Source organism: Olsenella sp. AGMB03486 (genome assembly GCF_040884255.1).
Classification (GTDB): domain Bacteria; phylum Actinomycetota; class Coriobacteriia; order Coriobacteriales; family Atopobiaceae; genus Olsenella_L; species Olsenella_L kribbiana.
This window is the reverse complement of record NZ_JBEVTM010000001.1, coordinates 172,947-193,107: the sequence shown is the minus strand read 5'-3', so window position 1 is coordinate 193,107 and position 20,161 is coordinate 172,947. Positions and strand designations below refer to the sequence as shown.

At 60.1% G+C, this 20,161-nt stretch carries 17 protein-coding genes and 2 tRNA genes; 5 read left to right on the top strand and 14 right to left on the bottom strand.

The window, feature by feature from the left end; all coding sequences use genetic code 11:
• Positions 1 to 3: 3 nt before the first annotated feature.
• Positions 4 to 1,326: an aspartate kinase gene (locus ABVS03_RS00845; protein WP_330971125.1), complete on the bottom strand. Its 1,323-nt coding sequence runs from the start codon at positions 1,324 to 1,326 to the stop codon at positions 4 to 6.
• A 1-nt stretch (position 1,327) separates the two neighbouring features.
• Positions 1,328 to 2,461 carry a homoserine dehydrogenase gene (locus ABVS03_RS00840; protein ID WP_368017619.1) on the bottom strand — a complete coding sequence of 378 codons (1,134 nt, stop codon included), beginning with the start codon at positions 2,459 to 2,461 and terminating at the stop codon, positions 1,328 to 1,330.
• A 105-nt stretch (positions 2,462 to 2,566) separates the two neighbouring features.
• On the opposite strand from ABVS03_RS00840, the gene thrC reads away from it, so the two are divergent.
• Positions 2,567 to 4,060, top strand: coding sequence for a threonine synthase (gene thrC / locus ABVS03_RS00835; RefSeq protein WP_368017618.1), 1,494 nt, complete (start codon positions 2,567 to 2,569; stop codon positions 4,058 to 4,060).
• A gap of 1 nt (position 4,061) precedes the next feature.
• Complete coding sequence (gene thrB / locus ABVS03_RS00830) at positions 4,062 to 4,949, top strand: homoserine kinase (RefSeq protein ID WP_368017617.1); 888 nt, start codon at positions 4,062 to 4,064, stop codon at positions 4,947 to 4,949.
• Between the two features lie 59 nt (positions 4,950 to 5,008).
• On the opposite strand, the gene ABVS03_RS00825 is transcribed toward thrB, so the two are convergent.
• Together ABVS03_RS00825 and ABVS03_RS00820 are read right to left on the bottom strand one after the other, a co-directional pair.
• The gene (locus ABVS03_RS00825) at positions 5,009 to 5,467 is read right to left on the bottom strand and encodes a VanZ family protein (RefSeq protein ID WP_368017616.1); all 459 of its coding nucleotides are present in this window, start codon (positions 5,465 to 5,467) and stop codon (positions 5,009 to 5,011) included.
• Position 5,468: 1 nt separating this feature from the next.
• Positions 5,469 to 6,995: a hypothetical protein gene (locus ABVS03_RS00820; protein ID WP_368017615.1), complete on the bottom strand. Its 1,527-nt coding sequence runs from the start codon at positions 6,993 to 6,995 to the stop codon at positions 5,469 to 5,471.
• Between the two features lie 340 nt (positions 6,996 to 7,335).
• Between ABVS03_RS00820 and ABVS03_RS00815 the strand changes: the two genes are divergently transcribed.
• Positions 7,336 to 7,411 (top strand) — tRNA-Ala (locus ABVS03_RS00815).
• A 121-nt stretch (positions 7,412 to 7,532) separates the two neighbouring features.
• On the opposite strand, the gene rho is transcribed toward ABVS03_RS00815, so the two are convergent.
• From rho to ABVS03_RS00780, 7 genes are all read right to left on the bottom strand, one after another.
• A complete protein-coding gene (rho, locus tag ABVS03_RS00810; protein WP_368017657.1) occupies positions 7,533 to 9,581 on the bottom strand; it encodes a transcription termination factor Rho in 2,049 nt (682 codons plus the stop codon).
• Between the two features lie 306 nt (positions 9,582 to 9,887).
• Complete coding sequence (locus ABVS03_RS00805; RefSeq protein ID WP_368017614.1) at positions 9,888 to 10,559, bottom strand: MarR family transcriptional regulator; 672 nt, start codon at positions 10,557 to 10,559, stop codon at positions 9,888 to 9,890.
• 202 nt (positions 10,560 to 10,761) lie between these two features.
• The gene (gene argS / locus ABVS03_RS00800; protein ID WP_368017613.1) at positions 10,762 to 12,606 is read right to left on the bottom strand and encodes an arginine--tRNA ligase; all 1,845 of its coding nucleotides are present in this window, start codon (positions 12,604 to 12,606) and stop codon (positions 10,762 to 10,764) included.
• A gap of 120 nt (positions 12,607 to 12,726) precedes the next feature.
• On the bottom strand, positions 12,727 to 14,217 hold the full coding sequence (locus ABVS03_RS00795; RefSeq protein WP_368017612.1) for a nicotinate phosphoribosyltransferase: 1,491 nt from the start codon (positions 14,215 to 14,217) through the stop codon (positions 12,727 to 12,729).
• Between the two features lie 87 nt (positions 14,218 to 14,304).
• Positions 14,305 to 14,622 carry a hypothetical protein gene (locus tag ABVS03_RS00790; protein WP_368017611.1) on the bottom strand — a complete coding sequence of 106 codons (318 nt, stop codon included), beginning with the start codon at positions 14,620 to 14,622 and terminating at the stop codon, positions 14,305 to 14,307.
• Between the two features lie 71 nt (positions 14,623 to 14,693).
• A complete protein-coding gene (locus ABVS03_RS00785; protein ID WP_368017610.1) occupies positions 14,694 to 15,632 on the bottom strand; it encodes a radical SAM protein in 939 nt (312 codons plus the stop codon).
• Between the two features lie 57 nt (positions 15,633 to 15,689).
• Positions 15,690 to 15,765, bottom strand: a tRNA-Ala gene (locus ABVS03_RS00780).
• Between the two features lie 477 nt (positions 15,766 to 16,242).
• Here ABVS03_RS00780 and ABVS03_RS00775 point away from each other — a divergent pair.
• On the top strand, positions 16,243 to 17,427 hold the full coding sequence (locus ABVS03_RS00775; RefSeq protein WP_368017656.1) for an MraY family glycosyltransferase: 1,185 nt from the start codon (positions 16,243 to 16,245) through the stop codon (positions 17,425 to 17,427).
• 389 nt (positions 17,428 to 17,816) lie between these two features.
• Here the strand turns inward: ABVS03_RS00775 and rplT are convergent, their stop codons facing one another.
• The 3 genes from rplT to infC are packed head-to-tail and all read right to left on the bottom strand — an operon-like array spanning position 17,817 to position 18,988.
• Complete coding sequence (rplT, locus tag ABVS03_RS00770; protein WP_368017609.1) at positions 17,817 to 18,179, bottom strand: 50S ribosomal protein L20; 363 nt, start codon at positions 18,177 to 18,179, stop codon at positions 17,817 to 17,819.
• 33 nt (positions 18,180 to 18,212) lie between these two features.
• Positions 18,213 to 18,407, bottom strand: a complete 195-nt coding sequence (gene rpmI, locus ABVS03_RS00765; protein WP_330971138.1) for a 50S ribosomal protein L35 — start codon at positions 18,405 to 18,407, stop codon at positions 18,213 to 18,215.
• Between the two features lie 2 nt (positions 18,408 to 18,409).
• Positions 18,410 to 18,988: a translation initiation factor IF-3 gene (infC, locus tag ABVS03_RS00760; RefSeq protein ID WP_330971139.1), complete on the bottom strand. Its 579-nt coding sequence runs from the start codon at positions 18,986 to 18,988 to the stop codon at positions 18,410 to 18,412.
• 371 nt (positions 18,989 to 19,359) lie between these two features.
• Between infC and ABVS03_RS00755 the strand changes: the two genes are divergently transcribed.
• Entirely contained in the window at positions 19,360 to 20,133 is a 774-nt protein-coding gene (locus ABVS03_RS00755) for a nucleoside/nucleotide kinase family protein (protein WP_368017608.1), read from the top strand.
• The last annotated feature ends 28 nt before the right edge of the window (positions 20,134 to 20,161 follow it).

The following is a 20,161-nucleotide window of genomic DNA, read 5'->3' as shown; positions in this document are numbered from 1 at the left end:
CTCCTATTCCACCATCTCGTCAGCGAATGCCAGGTAGATGGTACGTATTGCCCGTTCGAATTCGGCGTTGTCCACGCCGAAGATGATGTTGATCTCCTGAGAGCTCTGCGTGATCAGGCGGATGTTGATGCCGTTCTCGCCGAGCGTGGAGAAGATGCGGCCCGAGGTGCCGACGCGCTTCGACATGTTGCGGCCGACGACCGTGATGAGAGCCAGGCCATCGATGACACGGACCTCATCCGGCTGGACCTCTTCCTGGATGTCGCCCACAATCGAGTAGAGGCAGTCATGCACATCGGCTGCATTCACGACGACGCCGAAGGAGTCGATGCCGGTCGGCACATGCTCTATCGAGACGCCGTAGCGCTCGAAGATGGAGAGCACGCGGCGAAGCACGCCCACAGCCGTCGACATATGGTTCTGCTTCACGTAGACGCAGAGGAAGTCCTTCTTGCCAGCGATGCCTGTGATCAGGTGCTCGACAGAGTCATCCGTCGCTTCCTCGGAGATGATGGTGCCCTCGGCATGCGGGTCGTTCGTATTCTTGATTGCAATAGGGATGCCGACCTCACGTACCGGGAATATCGCCTCCTCGTGGAGGACCGAAGCTCCCATGTAGGAGAGCTCGCGCATCTCGTCGAACGTGATGCGGTGGATGGGGCGGGGATGCTCGACAATGCGCGGGTCGCAGGACAGGAACCCTGACACATCGGTCCAGTTCTCATAGAGGTCGACGCCTATGGCACGCGCGACGATAGCGCCGGTGATGTCGCCGCCGCCGCGGTCGAAGAGGCGAATCTCGCCTTCGGGCGTCGCACCATAGAAGCCCGGAATCAGGAACGGGCCTATCTTCTTTGCCATCTCGTGGATGTTGTGCGTCGCCTTTGTCATGCTCACTTTGCCATTGCGGTGGAAGCGCATGACGTCAGCAGCATCGACGAAAGGAAGGCCAAGGTATTCAGCCATGAGCTGGCCCGTGAAGTACTCGCCACGTGAGACGATGTACTCAGGCGAATACTCGGTCACATGAGCCTCGAACTCGTCGAACTCCTCCTCGATCGGATAGGCAAGGCCGAGCTCGCGTGCGATCTCGACGAAGCGGGCCTTGATCTGCTCCATGAGAGGCGTTGCATCCACGTGGTACTTCACATGTGCGCAGACGAGATAGAGCAGGTCGGTAACCTTGTCGTCGTCCTTCGAGCGGCGTCCTGCTGCAGAGACGACGATGAACTGGCGGGCAGGGTCTGCCTCGACGATGCTCTTGACCTTCCTGAACTGGTCTGCCGAAGCGACGCTGGAGCCGCCGAATTTTGCAACCTTGAGCACGTTATGCCTCCTGCGGGAATGCTGCCATGAAGGCAGCAGGGTCTTTTTCAAGCTGCTTCTCATAGAGCGCACGGGCGGCCTCGACATTCAGGCCGTCGAGGCGCCAGTAGCCCTCGAGATAGGGCTTGGCACCTTCCGGCGCATCTGCCTTCGTGCGCAGAAGGTAGCTGCCCTTGAGAAGGGCAGGATCCCAGGCAAGCGGCTCGTCGAACCGGTAGGTGGGCTCGGCGCCCTCGGCGCAGTCGAGGAGATCCTGGACAATTGCGTTGCCAGTCGGCAGGCTTCCTGCACCCTGGCCATAGAACTTGAGCGTGCCGATCGTCGCACCGTCGAGCGTCACGAGGTTGAAGTTCGAGGGGACATCCGCCTCGAGCGTGCGCAGCGGCATGCAGACCGGCTCGACTGCTGCGGCGTAGCGGCCATCCTGCTGAGTCGCGCGGCCGAGAAGCTTCACGACGTATCCCCTGCTCTCGAGGAACGTGAGGTCCGCAATCTTCAAGTTCCTGATGCCGGTTGTAGGAATGTCCTTCTGGCAGGCACAGCCGAAGGCAACCGACGTGCCGATGATCGTCTTGTTCTTCACGTCGATGCCGTCGATGTCGGCCGTGGGGTCGCGCTCGGCATATCCCAGGCGCTGTGCCTCGGCAAGAGCGACATCGAAGTCGACCGCGTCATCGCGCATCTTCTCGATGATGTAGTTCGTCGTGCCGTTCATGATGCCGGAGATGGCAGAGATCTTGTCGATGCGCTTCGCCTTCAGGATAGAGGCGATCCAGGGAATGCCACCGCCGCAGGTAGCCTCGATGAAGAGGCGGGCACCGCTCTTTGCGGCATGCTCGGCGAACTCCTGGAAGTAGGCTGCGACGACTGCCTTGTTGGACGTGACGACAGACTTGCCAGCATCGAGGGCACGCAGGATATAGGTATGTGCCGGCTCGAGGCCGCCCATGCACTCGACGACGGCAGTTATTTCAGGGTCGTTCGCGATATCATCGAAGTTCGAAGTCATGCGCGGTTCCGTGCAGCGGTCCGGCAGCTCGAGGATGCGCGTGACCTTGAGGGTGGGTACCGAGCTTTCGATGATCTGGACAACGCCACGACCGACCGTACCGTGGCCAAGCAGGGCTACGTTCATATATCATCCAATCTTTCCAACGTGTGACGGAAGCCCGTCTTCCTGATGAACACCGCTATCATGGACCACAAGCGCCCGTAAAACCCAGACGCAAGGGGCAATCAAATGGTGAACACTTTCTACCACAGTACACGCAGCTGTGCGCAAACCGTAACAAGCAAGCAAGCAATCCTTCAAGGTCTTGCCCCAGATGGAGGCCTCTATGTCTCCGATGAGCTTGGCAAGAACAAGATTTCGCTCTCCGTTATGGTGGCTGGCACCTACCACGAAAATGCGAAGAAGGTGCTTGGCGCCCTCCTCACCGACTACACGGAAGAGGAGCTTTCGCAGTGCGTCGAGAACGCATATGGCAAGAAGTTCGATACAGCAGCCGTGACGCCGGTGACCGAGCTGGGAGCTGACTGGCTCCTCGAGCTCTTCCATGGACCGACCTGCGCCTTCAAGGATGTCGCGCTCCAGATGCTTCCGCAGCTCATGAGCGTCGCGCGCGAAGGAGATGGCCGCAATGTCATGATTGTGACCGCCACCTCGGGCGATACCGGAAAGGCTGCCCTTGAAGGCTTTGCCGATGTGCCAGGCTGCGGCGTCACGGTCTTCTATCCTGATGGGAAGGTCTCGGACATCCAGTATCTCCAGATGGTCTGCCAGAAGGGCGCCAATGTCTGCGTCTCGGGCATCCGCGGCACGTTCGATGATGCCCAGACCGGCGTGAAGCGCATCTTCTCCGACACGTCCCTCAAGGAGCGCCTGGCGAAGAAGAATATCGTGCTCTCGAGCGCGAACTCGATCAATGTCGGCCGCCTTGTCCCGCAGGTCACCTACTACTTCGATGCCTATGCCCAGCTTGTGCGCAGAGGCGCCCTCAAGGAAGGCGACGCGATCGACTTCTGCGTCCCGACCGGAAACTTCGGCGATGTCCTGGCTGGCTGGTTCGCAAAGCAGCTTGGCCTTCCCGTACGCCACCTCATCGTCGCCTCGAACACGAACAAGGTCCTGACCGACTTCATCGAGACCGGCACCTATGACCGCCGCCGCGACTTCGTGAAGACGATCTCCCCTTCGATGGACATCCTCGTGTCCTCGAACCTCGAGCGCCTGCTCTACTACCTGTCGGACGGCGACTGCGACTACATCGCTTCCCTCATGAACGACCTCAATGAAAAGGGCCTCTATACCGTGAAGCCGGAAATCCTTGCACGCATCCAGGAGACGTTCCGTGCTGGCTTTGCAACGGATGCCGAGACCCGTGCCACGATCAAGAGCACCTATGAGAAGGACCAGGTCCTGATCGATACGCACACCGCAGTTGCGAAGTGCGTGCTCGACCGCATCCCCAAGGATGGCACTGAGCGTGTCTGCCTCTCGACAGCAAGCCCCTACAAGTTCTGCTCCGACGTGCTCCAGGCGCTCGGCGAGCCGACCGAAGGCATGAACGACTTTGCCTGCATGGACGCGCTCGAGGCTGCGACACACACGGTAGCGCCCGTGCAGCTCTCATCGCTTCGCTTCTCCGAGAAGCTCCACACGGGCGTCTGCGACATCGAGGGCATGGGTGCCGTCGTCGAGGATGCCTCTCTCAAGATCTTTGCGAGGAGCTAGCATGGCAGACAGCGTATGGGTGGGCGTTCCTGCCACATCTGCCAATGTCGGCGTCGGCTTTGACTGCCTGGGGCTTGCCCTCGATCTCGAGGCACGCTTCGGCTTCGAGAAGTCGGACCATCTCGAGATCTTGGGCTGCGAGGAGCGCTTCCGGGGCGATGACAACCTCGTGCTCGCAAGCTACCGCGGCGCTACCAGAAGGCTCGGTCTCGAGCCGGTGCCGCTGCGTCTCACGATCGAATCCCCCATCCCGCTCTCAGGGGGCCTGGGATCGAGCTCTGCCTGCGTCGTTGCCGGCATCCTGGCTGCACAGGCGCTTGCCGACAGGCCCTACGACGAGCGGTTCACGCTCGATCTGGCAACGCATCTCGAAGGTCACCCGGACAATGTGGCTCCTGCCATCCTCGGAGGCCTTGTCTCGAGCTTTGTCGACGGCAAGGACACGGTATCTCTCCACTTCCCCGTTGCAGACAAGCTCCGCTTCGTCGCAATCGCCCCTCCCTACGAGGTGAGGACGGCAGATGCGAGGCGCGTGCTGCCCCACGAGGTGGAGCTCTCGACCTGCGTCTGGCAGATGGGCCGCATCGTCGCCCTCGTCCGCGCGCTCGAGTGTGGAGACATGGACCTTCTTGCCAAGGCGGCACAGGACAAGCTCCATGAGCCATACCGTGCAAAGCTCATCCCCGACTATGCGCTTCTGCGCGAGCGTGCGCTTGAGGCAGGCGCCTCCGCGTTCGTGATCTCCGGCTCTGGCTCGACGATGCTTGCGATCTGCGGCTCAGACTCGGCAGCGCACGACGTCGTGGACGCTGTCAGAGGCTCCGCAGAAGGCTTCTGGATCCGTATCTGCTCTGCTAGCGGACAAGGAGCCCGCTACCTCGAGACATAAGGCTCAGACAGGCCCTCAGAAGCTCCTGCGCTATAGATGGAATGCAGAAGGCGTTCAGCTCAGCTGTGCGCCTTCTTCGCTCTATGGCGGAAGAAGAGCGCCGCAATCAGAAGGCCTGTCGCAGCCCCGGCGAGGTCGATGAAGACATCGCGCACGGCACTCGAGCGGCCCGGCACGAAGACCTGGATCGTCTCGTCGAGCGATGGCACACAGACGATGAAGAGAAGCATCGCCACAAGACGCGTGGTCATATGCGACCAGTCCGGACGTGCAGCATTATGCACGAGAAGGCCGAGCACGAGATATTCGGAGAAATGTCCGCACTTGCGGACGATGAATGATTGGGTCGTAGAATCTCTCACACCGATTGCTTCGAGGAACGGACGCACGAGCGTCACGAAGACGCCGCTTTCTGCCTGCGAGGCCCCTCCCTGGACAAGCGAGTGGCCCCAGATGAAGAGGACCCAGAGAAAGACGGCGAGGAAAGCTCCCCGCCGCCTCTTGATGTCTTCCAGCACGCTATGCTTCATTGGCCGAGCGGCCCCTGTTCCCGCGTGGCTTCAGATGCTTGAGCTTCGTGGAACGCTTCTTTGCCTTGGCGGACGAATCATCCTTCTTCTGGCTGCCACCCTCGATCACCTTGAGGTAGTCGCGCGAGGTCCTTGCATATGACGGATTCTTCGACATCTCGTCGCTGATCAGGTAGTCGACATAGGACTCCGTGTCGATGGGCGAAGGAGCATCCGGCACCTGCGGTGCAAGAGATGCTGTCGGCTCATCGAACACCTCATCGTCGTCGAGCCCGGCAGGAGCTGCCACGACCGGCGTGAAGCCTGCCTGCGGGGCATCGGTATCGTTCTCGGCGAGCGCATCGAGCGCAGCCTTCCACATTGCGTCCTTGTCTTCCCCGTCCTTCTCCTTCTCGGGATAGAGACCGGAGTCGATCTCTGCGATGCGCGAGGAGATCTCGGAGCGGTCAGGGCGCGGTCGCGTCGTGGCAGCTGCGATATCCTCTGCTGCAAAGCTCCTCTGGGAGGAGGTCACGCTCGCAGCGAACGGCATATCGTCGATGGTCGGCTGGACAACCGAGTAGTCATCAGATATAGGAATCGAGAGGTCGCGCGAGATGTCCTTGCCGTGCTCGCGCTCCCACCAGTCGGTGCCCACATCGCCGACCGTGCCATCGGCACGGGTGATGACGGGAAGATCGTCCATCGAGTCCTTCGCAAGACGCTCTGAGAGGACCGAACGCACGCCACGGGCACGCTTGCTCATGCGCTCTGCCCAGTTCAGGCGCTGGACATAGTTCTCTGCGATATCGCCGTAGTCTTCAGTCTCATGCGCTCCTGCACCAGGCTGGGCCGTACGGGCATTCTTCCTGGACGCTTCCTTCTTCTGCACTTCCTGGAGGAAGACCGTCGTCTCGTCCGGGCTGGCAGATGCTGCAATGTCAGGGATGCGCGATGCTATGCTGCTGTAAGGCATGCTCTCGGCTGTCTGTACCGGGAAGCCTCCCGTCATCGTCGTGGAGACCGATGCCGTCTCAGACGGTGATACACGCGGCCTTGAAGGCGGTGTCGGCGGCTTCGGCTCGTCGTCTGCATCCACAGCCGGAATCGTCGGCACGGAGCGCAGACGCGGTCCTTCTGTCGCGACGCGCTCCTGCTTCTTCTCTTCCTCGCGGTCGAGCTCGAGCGTGCGGCCAGCATCCTGCTCTTCCTCCTCGAGGAAGGGATGCGCCTCCTCGCCGGGAGCGCGCAGATGCTGCGGCACGTAGGAAGGGCTCTCCTCGGTACCGAACCAGGCATCCTCGGCACGGGCAATGGACTCTGCCTCGAGCTGCTTCTTCGAGCGATGCCAGGCAATCGCAGAGACGGTGCCAGCAAGCGCTATGCCGCAGCCGAGACCGGCTGCAAACGGAACAAGCATGGTCTGGGGATCCAGGTCCTGGCCTGCGGTCTGTGCGAATGCTGTCTGGGGAACGGCCCACATGGCCGGCCCCATGAGCCCTGCATAGACGCAAGGATTGACCCTCTTTGGCTTCATCTGCATAACCTCCCTGGTGCGCCTGCACCTAGGACATTGAGCGAAGAGCTGCCTCGGCTCCCGGGATCCCTCGTCTTTGGGAGGCCCTGCGTGCGGAAGGCAACGGTCTGCTGCGTATCGAGTGTATGTGCCGTCGCCGTACGGACACTGGCCCGTACCAGCTACACCTACTTTACCGGTTGCAGCGCCTGATGCAAGGCAGACCATGAATTGAATTTCGAAAAGCGATACGCGTGCACCGAGCTATCCAGAGCAGACGGGCGCCAGAATGCCTTTTCTGGCAACTTGCATATTCTCGCGCGAGAATCGCATCTCTTCTGCTATAGTATCTTTCGCCCAAGGGGAATTAGCTCAGTTGGGAGAGCGCGTGACTGGCAGTCACGAGGTCAGGGGTTCGAATCCCCTATTCTCCACCATGAATGTTCAGGCCTGCAGATTATGCTGCAGGCCTTTTTTGTTGCCTCGGTGCGCTGGCTCTTCAAAGCAAGAGGGACCGCACCTTCCGGCACGGTCCCTCTGGCAGTTCTCTCTTCGGCCTTACAGCGCGTCCACGTATTCGCTCTGTGCAGCCTTCTTCGCGGAACGAATCAGGAACTCCTCGTTCGACGAGGTGGCCTTGAGGCTCTTCACGAGCGCCATCTCGGCACGTTCCGTGTTGTTCATGTTCGCCAGGATGCGGCGGATGCCCCAGACGAACGGCTGGAGCTCCGGATCGATCAGAAGCTCCTCGTTCCTCGTGCCGGATGCAACCGGATCGATGGCCGGGAAGATGCGCTTGTCCGCAAGCTCGCGGTCGAGCTTGAGCTCCATGTTGCCGGTGCCCTTGAACTCCTCGAAGATGACCTCATCCATCTTGGAGCCCGTATCGACGAGGGCGGAGGCAAGAATCGTGAGCGAGCCGCCATTCTCGATGTTTCGGGCAGCGCCCAAAAACTTCTTCGGCGGATAGAGGGCGGCAGAATCGACGCCACCGGAAAGGATGCGTCCGCTTGCCGGCATTGCAAGGTTGTAGGCACGGGCAAGACGGGTGATGGAGTCGAGCACGACCACGACATCCTGGCCAAGCTCCACGAGACGCTTGGCGCGCTCGATGACAAGCTCGGAGACCGCTGTATGGTTAGAAGCAGGCATATCGAAGGTCGAGGCGACGACCTCGCCCTTGATGGAACGCTGCATGTCCGTGACTTCCTCAGGACGCTCGTCGACGAGCAGGCAGATCAGATGCACTTCGGGATTGTTGGCTGCAATGGATTCGCAGACCTTCTTGAGCACGGTCGTCTTGCCTGCCTTCGGCGGCGAGACGATAAGTCCTCGCTGGCCCTTGCCGATGGGAGACACGATATCGATGGCACGGCCTGTAATCGAGTCCTTGCCATGCTCCATCTTGAGGCACTCGTTCGGATAGATAGGCGTGAGGTCGCGGAAGCGCGGACGGTGCCTGAGCTCCTCGACGGTCATGCCGTCAACAGTGTCGATGGAGATGAGGGGCGGGAATTTCGAGTTGTTGCGGTTCGGACCCACGGTGCCTGAGACCTCGTCGCCGGTCCTGAGGCCGTTCTGCTTGATCATCTGCTGGAAGACGAAGGCATCGTTGTCGCCCTGCATGTAGTTGCCGGTGCGGATGAAGCCATAGCCTTCGGGCTGAATCTCGAGGATGCCCGTGACGGGGCGGAAGCCCTCGGCCTTCGCTGCTGCCTCGAAGATGCTCTCGACAAGATCGGCCTTGCGCAGGCCCACATACTCGACGCCGAGCTCTGCTGCCTTGCTCCTGAGCTCGGCAACCTTCATCTCCTTGAGCTCGTCGCGCGTGAGGCTCGGCTCCGGAACCTCCTGGCGCCTGTTGTTGCGGCGGCGGTTCTGGCCATTCTGGCGGCTGTTGCGCTGATTGAAGCGGTCATTGCGCTGGTTGAAGCGGCCATGCTCCTGTCGCTCGCCGTTGCGCTCGCCGTTCTGGCCACCCTGATGCTCGGACCCGTTGCGCTCGAAGCGGCGGTTCTGCCTCCTGCGGCCACGGCCACGCTCCTCGTGCTCATGCTCGTGCTCGGAAGCGCTGCCTTCCTGCTGCTCGGAGGAGGACTCGGCTGCAGGCTCAGCCTCGTGCTCCTGCTTCTCTGCAGCCGGAGCAGCCTCTTCTGCATGCTCCGCGCGGCCTTCATGCTCTCGGCGCTGCTCATGCTCTGCAGGTGCCTCTGCGCTCTCATGCTCTGCATGCACGGCAGGCTCCTGGGGAGCAGTCTCAGAAGGTGCAGGCTCGGCAGGTGCAGCTTCAGCGCTTGCCTGCTTCCTTGTGCGACGGCGGCGCTGCGGCTTCGGTGCCTCTTCTGCTGCGGCCTCTGCCTTCGGAGCCTCGGCTGCAGGTGCCTCTGCACTTTCAGCCTCTGCTGCCTTCTTGCGTGTACGGCGCCTGCGAACAGGCTTTTCTGCCTGCTCTGCAGATTCTGCAGACACATTTGCGACTGCGGATGCATCCTCTGCATCCTTCTTCCTGCGCGTCGTGCGGCGGCGCTTCGGCTTCGGCGCTTCCTCGTTCTCGCCTGGGACCGGCTGAGCAGACACCTCGGGTACCGAGGCTCCGCCCTCGTTCATGTCGTCCGACAAAATGTTCCTGCTTTCTCGCTCATAGGAGCAGATATGTATGAATCCCCTGCCATGCCGGGATGTATGAGCTGCGTTTGCATGTCGGGGTAGCTGCAGCACCGCAGCAAGGGCAGAAGCCTTCTATGTGATGCCAGCTGCTTTTGAGGTATGGATGCACGCATAGGCGTGCCGAAACAACGTGACTATAACACAAGCATGTCTGCTGCCGCTCAAAAACGAAGAAATGCAGCCATTTTTGCCACCGAGGGGACACAGAACGCATCAAAAGGCGCTCTCTTGAGCATTTCAGGGTGCTCAGGATACACGGGAGCGTGCAGGAACCATCTTCTGAACCTCTTCTTCGAGCTCATGGGCACGGCTCTTCCCTTCCTCGGTGAGCGCGACCGTGACAGAGCGCGTATCGCGCGTTCCTTGGCGGCGGATGACGTAGCCATGCTCTTCGAGCGCCGCTATCGACATCGATACGGTCGGCTGGAGAAGCCCCAGGAGCTTCACGAGATCTGATATCGTGGCCTCTTCCTCAGGCATCCCGGAAAGGCCCAGAATCATGAGGTCGCCTGCATGGAAGGCATGCGTGCCCATCGCCTCGACCAGCCGCACGATGCGGTCCTTCGAGAGACGCCTTGACGGGGCATCGGCTATGATCTGGTGCCTCATCGCCTCTGCGCGCTCCTCCACGAATGCAGCCCCTTCATCGGTCAGCGCACACCATACATTGCGGCGGTCCTCGAGGCCAAAAGCTCTGCTCACGAAGCCGAGCTTCACGAGATGGTTCATCCTGTGCGTCATCGTCGGCCTAAGCGAGCTCTGGTAGGTGGCGATATCGGATGTCCTTATGTGCTCGCCTGCACTGCGCAGGTGGCAGAGAACGGCAAATTCCTCGAAAGTGAGCCTCGGCGCCTGAGTGCTCGCTCTCCTCTCCAGGCTGTAGGCCCTCCTGAGAGCTATGTATTCCTTGAGCTCCAAGAAGTGCCTCCAAACATCCTGGCTTCCGGATTCCCGGAATTCATTTGCTGCATGAAAACAGTATATGGATGCACCGCAGACGCTCGGAGCGTCGGAACCTATACGTATTAAGCTTTTAATCGATTCGCACATCTTCCTGAAACAAAAGCGCACCCTCCCCTGCAAAGGAAAGGGTGCGCAGAGAAGCTGCCTGATGCAGCTGCTACATGTGGGTCGGTGCGCTCACGCCGATGAGGGAAAGCGTGAGGGCAAGGACGCGTCTCACCGCATCGCAGGCTGCAAGGCGGGCACGCGAGAGCTCAGGATCGACCGGACGTCCCTCGCTCGGAAGCACCTGGCAGACGCCGTAGAACGCGTGGAAGTCTCCTGCAAGCTCCTCGGCGTAGTGCGTGAGGCGGAACGGCGCCCTGTCGCGCGCGCATCCTGCCACGAGCTCCGGAAACTCGGAGAGCTTGCGGGAAAGCGCAAGCTCGGCCGGGTCGGACAGGAGCGAGAGGTCGTAGTCGGTACCGATCGAGCGCTCTGCCACGGCGTCCATGCCAAGAGGCTCGGCCTCTTCGAGCTCGAGGCCTGCAGCACGCCTGAGGATCGAGCAGATGCGGGCATGTGCATACTGCACGTAGTAGACCGGGTTGTCGTTGCTCTTCCTCTTCACGGCCTCGATATCGAAGTCGATTGTCTGGTTCGAGCTCTTGGAGATGAGCGTATAGCGCACGGCATCAGCGCCGACCTCGTCCAGAAGCTCGCGGAACGTGACCATGACACCCTTGCGCTTCGAGAGGCGGATGGCCTGGCCATTCCTGAGCAGGTTCACGAGCTGGCCCAGGAGCACCTCGAACTCGCCCGGATATCCCAGTGCCTCGCAGGCGGCATTCACGCGGGCAATGTAGCCGTGGTGGTCTGCACCCCAGATATCGATCACATGGTCGACGCGCTGGAACTTGTTCCAGTGGTAGGCGATGTCAGAGGCGAAGTAGGTGTACTCGCCGTTCGTCTTCACGAGGACACGGTCCTTATCGTCGCCGAACTCGGTCGAGCGGAACCAGAGGGCACCGTCGTCCGTGCGGTAGAGATAGCCGCGCTTGTCAAGTGCAGCAAAGGCACGCTCGACGGCATTCGTGCCGGTCTCGTCCTTCTCATAGAGGCTGCGCTCGCTGAACCAGACATCGAAGTCGCAGCGGGCATCATGGCAGGTCTGGCGGATCGTCTCGAGCATTGCCTTGTAGCCGCGCTCGCGGAACTCTGCCACACGAGCATCTGCCTCTGCCTCGACCCAGCGGTCGCCGTCGGTCTCTGCGAACCTGCGCGCAAGCTCGATGATGTAGTCTCCGCCATAGGCATTGCCGCCGAGATCGGTATTGAATTCATCCATGTAAGGATGGGTCTCAGGGGCTTCATCCTCTTCGTCTTCCACATAGCGGGCACGGTCGGCGAAGAGCGCCTCGGCAGCGCCATCGAGGCCGCAGGAGTCCTTCTCCATGATCTCGAAGAGCTGGAGATAGCGCTTCGAGACAGAGCGGCCGAACACGTCCATCTGGGAGCCGTGATCGTTGATGTAATACTCGCGCTCGACCTGGTAGTTCGTGTGCTCGAGGACGCGGCAGAGCGAGTCTCCGAGTGCAACCCAGCGGCCATGGCCCACATGCATGGGGCCGGTGGGGTTTGCAGACACGAATTCGACCTGGACCTTCTGGCCATGTCCCACATCGGACTTGCCGAAGTCGGCACCCTGTTCGATGACCGTGCGGAAGATCTCGTTGTTCGCACCGGTCGAGAGATAGAAGTTGATGAAGCCGGGGCCGGCGATCTCGACCTTGTCGATCTCCTTCGAGCCCTCGATATGCTTCGCGATGGCAGAGGCGATATCGCGCGGCTTCATGTGGGCAAGCTTTGCAGAGCGCAGAGCCACGGTCGAGGTCCAGTCGCCGTGGGACGTATCGTTCGGACGCTCGAGGCCCACATCTCCCACTTCGAATGCAGGAAGGTCTCCCTGCTCCTGAGCCGCGCTGATAGCGGCACGCACCAGCTGATCGAGGTTCTCGGGCATCTCCGACAGCTCCTTTTCTGATATAGGCGCATGTGCGCCCCTTGTATGCAACAGAAGAAAAGATACCACCCTGCCCATCTGAGCAGGGTGGCATCGCCACTTTACGTGAAATATGCAGCCTTAGGCAAGCGTATGGCGGCCAGAGCCGGCGCGCTCCTCGCGGGCAAGGTCACTCCTGAGCTTGGCGAGGCCTGGCTCCATGCCCACCGGATAGAACTGGGGGTTCAGGAAACGCTTGACGGCCGGATCGAGGTGCATGAGGGCCTCGCGGCAGCGGTGCTTCGACTGCTCGAGCGTCTGCTGCTCGCCGAAGCGCCTGCCATCCTCCACAAGCTGGACGAGGAGCTCATGGGACTCATAGCCGGAGACATCATAGGTGTAGTCGGAATCCATGATATCGACGATGGTCGAGGTCGTATCCCGTGCGACGGAGTCGTCGACGATCATGTCGCCCACCGGCACGCCCTCAGCATCGGTGAAGCGAAGGATATGCTGGATGCCCGGAATCGTGCGCTTGTAGCTCATCTCGGATAGCTTGATGACAGGGGTCCACTTGTCGGCACCCTGCGCCTTCGTGGCAGAGAGCTTGTAGACACCGCCCAGAGACGGCTGCGGGTCGCAGGTGGCAAGCTTCGTGCCGACGCCGAAGGAATCGAGCGGCGCTCCCTGCGCGAAGAGCGACTGGATCGTGTATTCGTCGAGGTCGTTCGAGACGGAGATCTTCACATATGGAAGCCCTGCCTCATCAAACTCCTTGCGTGCAAGCTTCGAGAGCTTTGCAAGGTCGCCGGAATCGATGCGGATGGCAGCGAGGCGCTCGCCCTTTGCCTCCATCTCCTTCGCAACCGTGATCGCGTTCTGGATGCCCTTCTTCACGTCGTAGGTATCGACAAGAAGGACGCAGTTCTTCGGGCTCGACTTCGCGAAGGCACGGAAGGCCTCAAGCTCGGACGGGAATGCCATGACCCAGGAGTGGGCATGGGTGCCGAAGACGGGGATGCCGTAGATCTTGCCGGCAAGGACATTCGAGGTCGAGGAGGCGCCGCCCACATAGGAGGCACGGGCGACCGCAAGGCCGCCGTCAGGACCCTGGGCACGGCGGAGGCCGAAGTCAGACACAGGATGTCCCTGGGCAGACTGGACGACGCGGGCAGTCTTCGTGGCCACGAGCGTCTGGAAGTTCACGAGGTTCAGAAGCGCTGTCTCCATGAGCTGGCAGTCGATGATCGGTCCCTCGACCCTGACCATAGGCTCGCGCGGGAAGACGATGTCGCCTTCTGGAACTGCCCACACGCTCACATGGAGACGGAAGTCCCTGAGATAGTCGATGAAGCCCTGCTTGAACATCTTGCCGCCGCCCGGTGCCGGAAGAGATCCGAGATAGGAAAGCGCATCATCGTCGAACACGAAGTTCTCGACGAGGTCTGCAATCTGGCCCATGCCGCAGGCAACGGCGTAGCCACCTCCGAACGGATTCTCGCGGAAGAAGACATTGAAGCATGCCTGGGTATCGGCAAGTCCCGACTCCCAGAATCCCTGAGCCATCGTGAGCTCATAGAGATCGGTGTTGAGCGCGACGTCAGTCGGCTTCGTCCTATCGGTCAGCGACATAAAGGAAGACCCCCCTGTACTGTCAGCCTGATATGCAAGCAGGTAAAGGGTACCACTTTTCCTGCATATCCCCTCAGCAACGCGCAACTAGTGGGAGAAGATGTTGACAAGAATAAAGATGATCGCGAGGCCGACGACAGCTACAATCGTGATCTTCTGGCCGAGCGGCATCTTGAGGTCGTCGTCGGGCTCCATGAGCTTGCGTCCGCGCTCGCGCTGTGCCTGCTCGTGCCTGATCTCTTCCTGCTCCTTTGCGGCCACGGCCTTCTCGGACCTCAGGTGCTCGAGCTCGGCGCGCTCCTGTGCTGCCTTGGCAGCTTCCTGGCGCTTTGCCTTCTCGGCCCTCAGCTCCTCGAGCTCGCGCCTCTCATCATCTGTGAGCTCCGTGCCCTTGTTCTCATCCATTGCCTTCACCAATCTATTGGTAGATATCTGCATTGCCTTGATGTGCTTATTCCCTCAACGGCGCTCTTCCATCAGAGCTCCGGGCCTTCCACGCCGGTTGCATCGAAGGCAGGCACAAAGCTCTCCGAGACCGTGCCGCCCTGCTGCCACCAGAGGCGCTCGAAGCCGAGCTCGTCCGAATGGTCAAGCACCTTTTCATACTCCGCATCCGTGACAGCGCCTGCAAGAGGGCCGCCCATCTTCCGGCAGCGCTCGTTTGCCGTGTACTGGTTCATGACAGAGATGTCGACATCGTTGCCGCAGAGCTCCCAGACGCGGTCAAGCACATGGCAGGAGTCATCGGCGTGCGACGGCAGTACAAGGTGTCGGACGATGATGCCCTGGAGCATCCGTCCGTCTGCGTCCTCAATCCTTCCGCCTTTTGCCATGAGCGCATCATGCATATGCCTGAGCGCTTCATGGGCCACAGCCGGGTAGTCCTTGGCCCCAGAGAGCTTGCCAGAAAGCTCTGCTGATGCGTACTTATAGTCCGTAAGCCAGATATCGATATCGTCTGCAAAGGCATCGACGAGCTCTGGCAGCTCGTAGCCCGACGTGTTCGCGACAATCGGGAGCGTGAGGCCGGCATCCTTTGCAAGCAGGAGCGCCTCATGCACATAGGGTGCATAGTGGAAAGGCGTCACGAGATTGATGTTCAGGGCTCCCTGGTCCTGGAGCTCGAGCATGATCTTTGCCAAGCGCCTGACCGTAATCTTGTGGCCGAAGCCTTCCTGCGAGATGTTGTGGTTCTGGCAGAAGATGCAGCGCAGAGGGCAGCCAGTGAAGAAGATGGCACCCGACCCCGCCTCTCCCGATATCGGCGGCTCCTCCCAGAAATGGAGTGCGGCGCGTGCGATCCTGAGATCTGCCGTGGCGCCGCAGAGCCCTGCCTTGCCGGCTGCGCGTGCAGCGCCGCAGCGCCTGGGGCAGAGCGTGCAGGAAGCGAATGCATCCTCCAAGAGGAAATCCATAAGTCTCCTTCATGCAAGAAGACCCGGATGCAGAAGCATCCGGGTCCGATAGACGAATGGTGGAGATGAAGGGATTCGAACCCTCGGCCTCTGCCTTGCGAAGGCAGCGCTCTCCCAGCTGAGCTACATCCCCGTCTGGGCAGTGCGTTAGATATTCTCGCAATTCGAGCAGGTCGTGTCAATGCCCAATTTCTGGCTGCATATAGTAAAGGCAGCAGCAGCACGATGCAATAGATGCCGCCTCCTGCAGAACGTTTATGAACCCACCTTGCTAAGGTGGGTGTCCTCGTCGCCTGTTCCAGCTTCCTTAACACCGAAGGATACCTGTACTGGGAACGAGATATGGACTCCCTGTAAATACGTGTCGGTTCACCCAGTTTGTGCTGCAGGGGGACGGCACCACTCATGATAGGAAATGTATCGTGCCTTGCACAGTCTTGACTTGTGGCCTGCAAACGGGAAATACTTGAGGTTGGCTGCAGCAAGCCAATACTTCTGCCTGCTTTGTGGCAGGCGTGAGTGCTCTGTTTTCCTTGCCTTCTCTTTCCGGTATGATTGAGAGGTTCTATCTCATTCACAGCTGATCCGAAGCAGGAGGTGTGGCGTGCATATCGAGCACTGGGTGCCCTATATCCTGCTCTTTCTGAGCGCACTCGTCACGACGCTTCTGACGACGCCTCTCGCTTCGAAGATTGCCTGGAAGGTCGGCGCTATCGACTACCCGGAGAAGCGCCGCATCAACAAGACGCCGATTCCCCGCATGGGCGGCATTGCAGTCTTCTTGGGTCTTTTCGTCGCGCTGCTTCTCCAGGTCTTCGGCTACCGCTATCTGGGCTGGCCCTTCTCGATCATGCCGCCCAGAAGCCGCGCCATCAGCTATCCGCTTCTGGGCTTGGCTATGCTCACGATCTTCGTGACAGGCCTTCTCGATGACAAGTTCTCCTTGAAGCCCCACCAGAAGCTATTCGGCCAGGTGCTCGCTGCAACCTTCGCTGCCTGCTCGGGCCTTGTTATCGGCAATATCGTGAGCCCCTTTACAGGCGAGTTCATCGAGCTCGGCATCTGGACCTACCCGATCACCGTCATCTATCTCGTTGCCTACGTGAACATCTTCAATCTGATCGATGGTCTCGACGGCCTTGCCTCAGGCATTGCCGTCATCGCAAGCTTCACGATGTTCATCATCGCCTTCGGCGGCGGCCGCTTCGATGCCGCAGGGCTCTCCATTGCCCTTGCCGGCGCCTGCCTCGGATTCCTGAAGTACAACTTCCACCCAGCATCAATCTTCCTCGGCGATTCGGGATCGATGCTCATAGGATTTGCCCTGGGCACGATCTCTCTTCTGAACGTCACGCGCATTGCCGGCCTCACGACGATCATCGTCCCACTTGTCATTGCCGGCATCCCCATCATCGATACCTTCTCTGCCATCGTCCGGCGCATGCGTGGCCATGTGAGCATCGGACAGGCTGACCGCGGCCACATCCATCACCGCCTCATTGCAGAAGGCTTCGACCAGCGCCAGGCCGTGCTTCTCATGTATGCCTGGACAAGCGTCCTCTGCATCGGCTCGTACGTCATGACGCAAGTGACTCTGTGGCCCCGCATCGCAATCTTCTTCCTGCTCTTCGTGATCTCAGCGCTTTTCTGCCGCCATCTCCACCTCTTCGAGCCGGTGCTTCTGCACCACCAGGACCCAGACACGGGAGACGATACCCTCATCACGCCGGACGACCCTGCCTTCAAGGCAGAAGAGGACAAGCTCGAGCATCACAGCCACCATCACCTGCACTGAGACTGGCACATCAAGACGCACAAGGAGCCTTCGCCTATGAAAGACGGAGGCTCCAATCTTTGTATGCAATGCAGCGTCGCTTTGCCTGATATTTATAGATCCTGTCTCGATCGCTCCTCAGGGGAGTCCCCTGGCCAGCGCCTCCAGAATCGACCTCAGCGCTTCCAATATTGCATGTGAACAAGGGAGCCATGAGTCTTCAGACATGAGCTCATATGCGCTCTGAGAGCGTCTGGGATGCAGGCCATCCTGCAGGGGTGAACAGGCTGCGTGTCCCCACACATGCAGGCATGATGCCTGGCACTGCGCTCTCCCCCTTTCGTGCTCAGCAAAAAAGCGCCCCCGCACATCTGTGCAGGGACGCTCATTCATTCACCTAGCGAGACGGCTTAGGCAGCAGCGAGGGCCTTCTTGGCAACCTCAGCGAGCTTTGCGAAGGCCTCGGGGTCGTCGTAGGCAATCTGTGCGAGGACCTTGCGGTCGAGATCGACGCCGGCGAGCTTGAGGCCGTGCATGAAGTTCGAGTAGTTCAGATCGTTCATGCGGGCAGCAGCATTGATGCGCTGGATCCAGAGAGCGCGGATGTCGCGCTTCTTGTTGCGGCGATCGCGGTACTGGTACTGGAGGGAGTGGGCAACCTGCTCCTTCATGCCGCGGAAGGTGCGGGAGGATGTACCGTAGTAGCCCTTGGAAAGCTTCTTCAGGGTCTGGCGCTTCTTGCGGCCAGTGACTGCGCGCTTGACACGTGCCATATATAATCAACTCCTATTAGCTGGATGCAATGCTTACTTGCCCATGCGGGCGGAAATGACCTTCACGTCTGCAGGAGCGACGGTGGTCTCCTGGCGGAAGCCACGGATGCGCTTCGGGGACTTCTTGGTCAGGATGTGGCTCTTGTAAGCCTTGGCACGCATGATCTTGCCGGTACCCGTACGGCGGAAGCGCTTTGCCGTACCCTTGTGCGTCTTCATCTTAGGCATACTCAGTTCTCCTTCTCTGTCTCGCTATCTTCTCCCGTGTCCACGTTGTCGAAGGCACCCTTGATGGGAGAAAGCAGCATGTGCATGTTACGGCCTTCCATCTTCGGCTGCGAATCAACCGTAGCGAAAGGCTTGAGCTCGTCCGCAAGCTTCTCGAGAACCATGAGACCCTGCTCGGGATGCGCCATCTCGCGGCCGCGGAACATGATCGTGACCTTGACACGGGCGCCCTTCTTCAGGAAGCGGAGCACGTGGTTCTTCTTGGTCTCGTAGTCGCCCTTGTCGATCTTCGGGCGGAACTTCATTTCCTTGACTTCGATCTTGGCCTGGTTCTTGCGGGCCTGCTTGGCCTTGCGGGCCTGGTCGTACTTGTACTTGCTGTAGTCCATGACCTTGCAGACGGGAGGCTCTGCGTTGGGGGCAATCTCCACGAGGTCCATATTCTGTTCCTCGGCAATGCGCAGGGCATCGCGGACGCCAAACAGACCAAGCTGCGAGCCATCCACACCAATCAGACGGCAAGTACGAGCAGAAATCTCCCCGTTGATGCGGGGCTCATCGGACTTAGCTATCGCCGACACCTTCCTCTCTCTGGCAGTTGCCTGCCATATAAAAGAAAATCTCCCGGCACGCGAAGCAGCAGCCAGAAGACATGGGCCCAAAAGGGTGAACTCATATTGTCTGACCAGACAGCTGCTCAAGGCGCCGCAAGGTGGGGACGCATGCGCATCCCGCTTCGTTAACACGAAAAGACAGTGTACGCCTCAGACCGCATGTATGCAAGTCGGAGCCGCTCTTCGCTATCTCTTCACAGCACATCATAGCAGAAGGGCCCTCAGCTCGTACGCTGCTTTGTGGGAAACGTTTATCCCTGCAAACATTCGCTGCCCAGCTGCCTGCCACTTGCTACACTAGTCGATGCACATTCGCACGGACCGAGGAGCTGTACCTCATGCAGGAATTCGAACTTAGCGTCAATGGCCTCAAGGTCAAGGCCGCCTATGACTCGGCTACGATCGATGGAGTGCTCATACCTCTCGTGAAGCGCTGGTCGAACCTCGCCCGTGGCCTCGGCAGGCGCATGATCGTCTTCATGGCAGGAGCGCCCGGCACTGGCAAGTCATGCTGCGCGCAGACGCTTGAAGAGCTTTCGCTTTCGGTCGAAGGGGCACTGCCCTTGACGGCTGTAAGCCTCGACGGCTTCCACTACCCCAACTCCTATCTGAGATCGAATGTGGCCGAAGTCGATGGCCGCGAAGTGCGCCTCTCCGACATCAAGGGAGCACCCGAGACCTTCGATCTCAATGCCTTCCGCGCAAAGCTCATCGAGCTCAAGCGTGGCAAGCGCGTCCTCATGCCTGCCTACAGCAGGAAGACCCACGAGGTCGAGGAGAACGCTATCGCCGTCGACACGAGGATCGTCCTCATCGAGGGCAACTACCTGCTTCTCGACGAGCGGGGCTGGAGAGGCCTCTGCGCCTACTGCAACGATTCCGTCTTCATCGAGGCCACGCCCTCCGAGCTCAAGGCACGCCTCGTTGAGCGCAAGGTCGAGGGCGGCATGAAGAAGGCAGAAGCCGAGGCATTCTACGCGAAGAGCGACAGGAGAAACGTCGAGCGCGTTCTGGCGCACCGTGTCCCCTGCGCCGTTACGCTCGAGCAGTCAGGCATCAACCATCTCTCCAGAAAGACAGCACCTTCAAGCCCAGAGGACCAGCTCCGCTAGCCGAAAACACATCTCAGCAAGAAGGAAG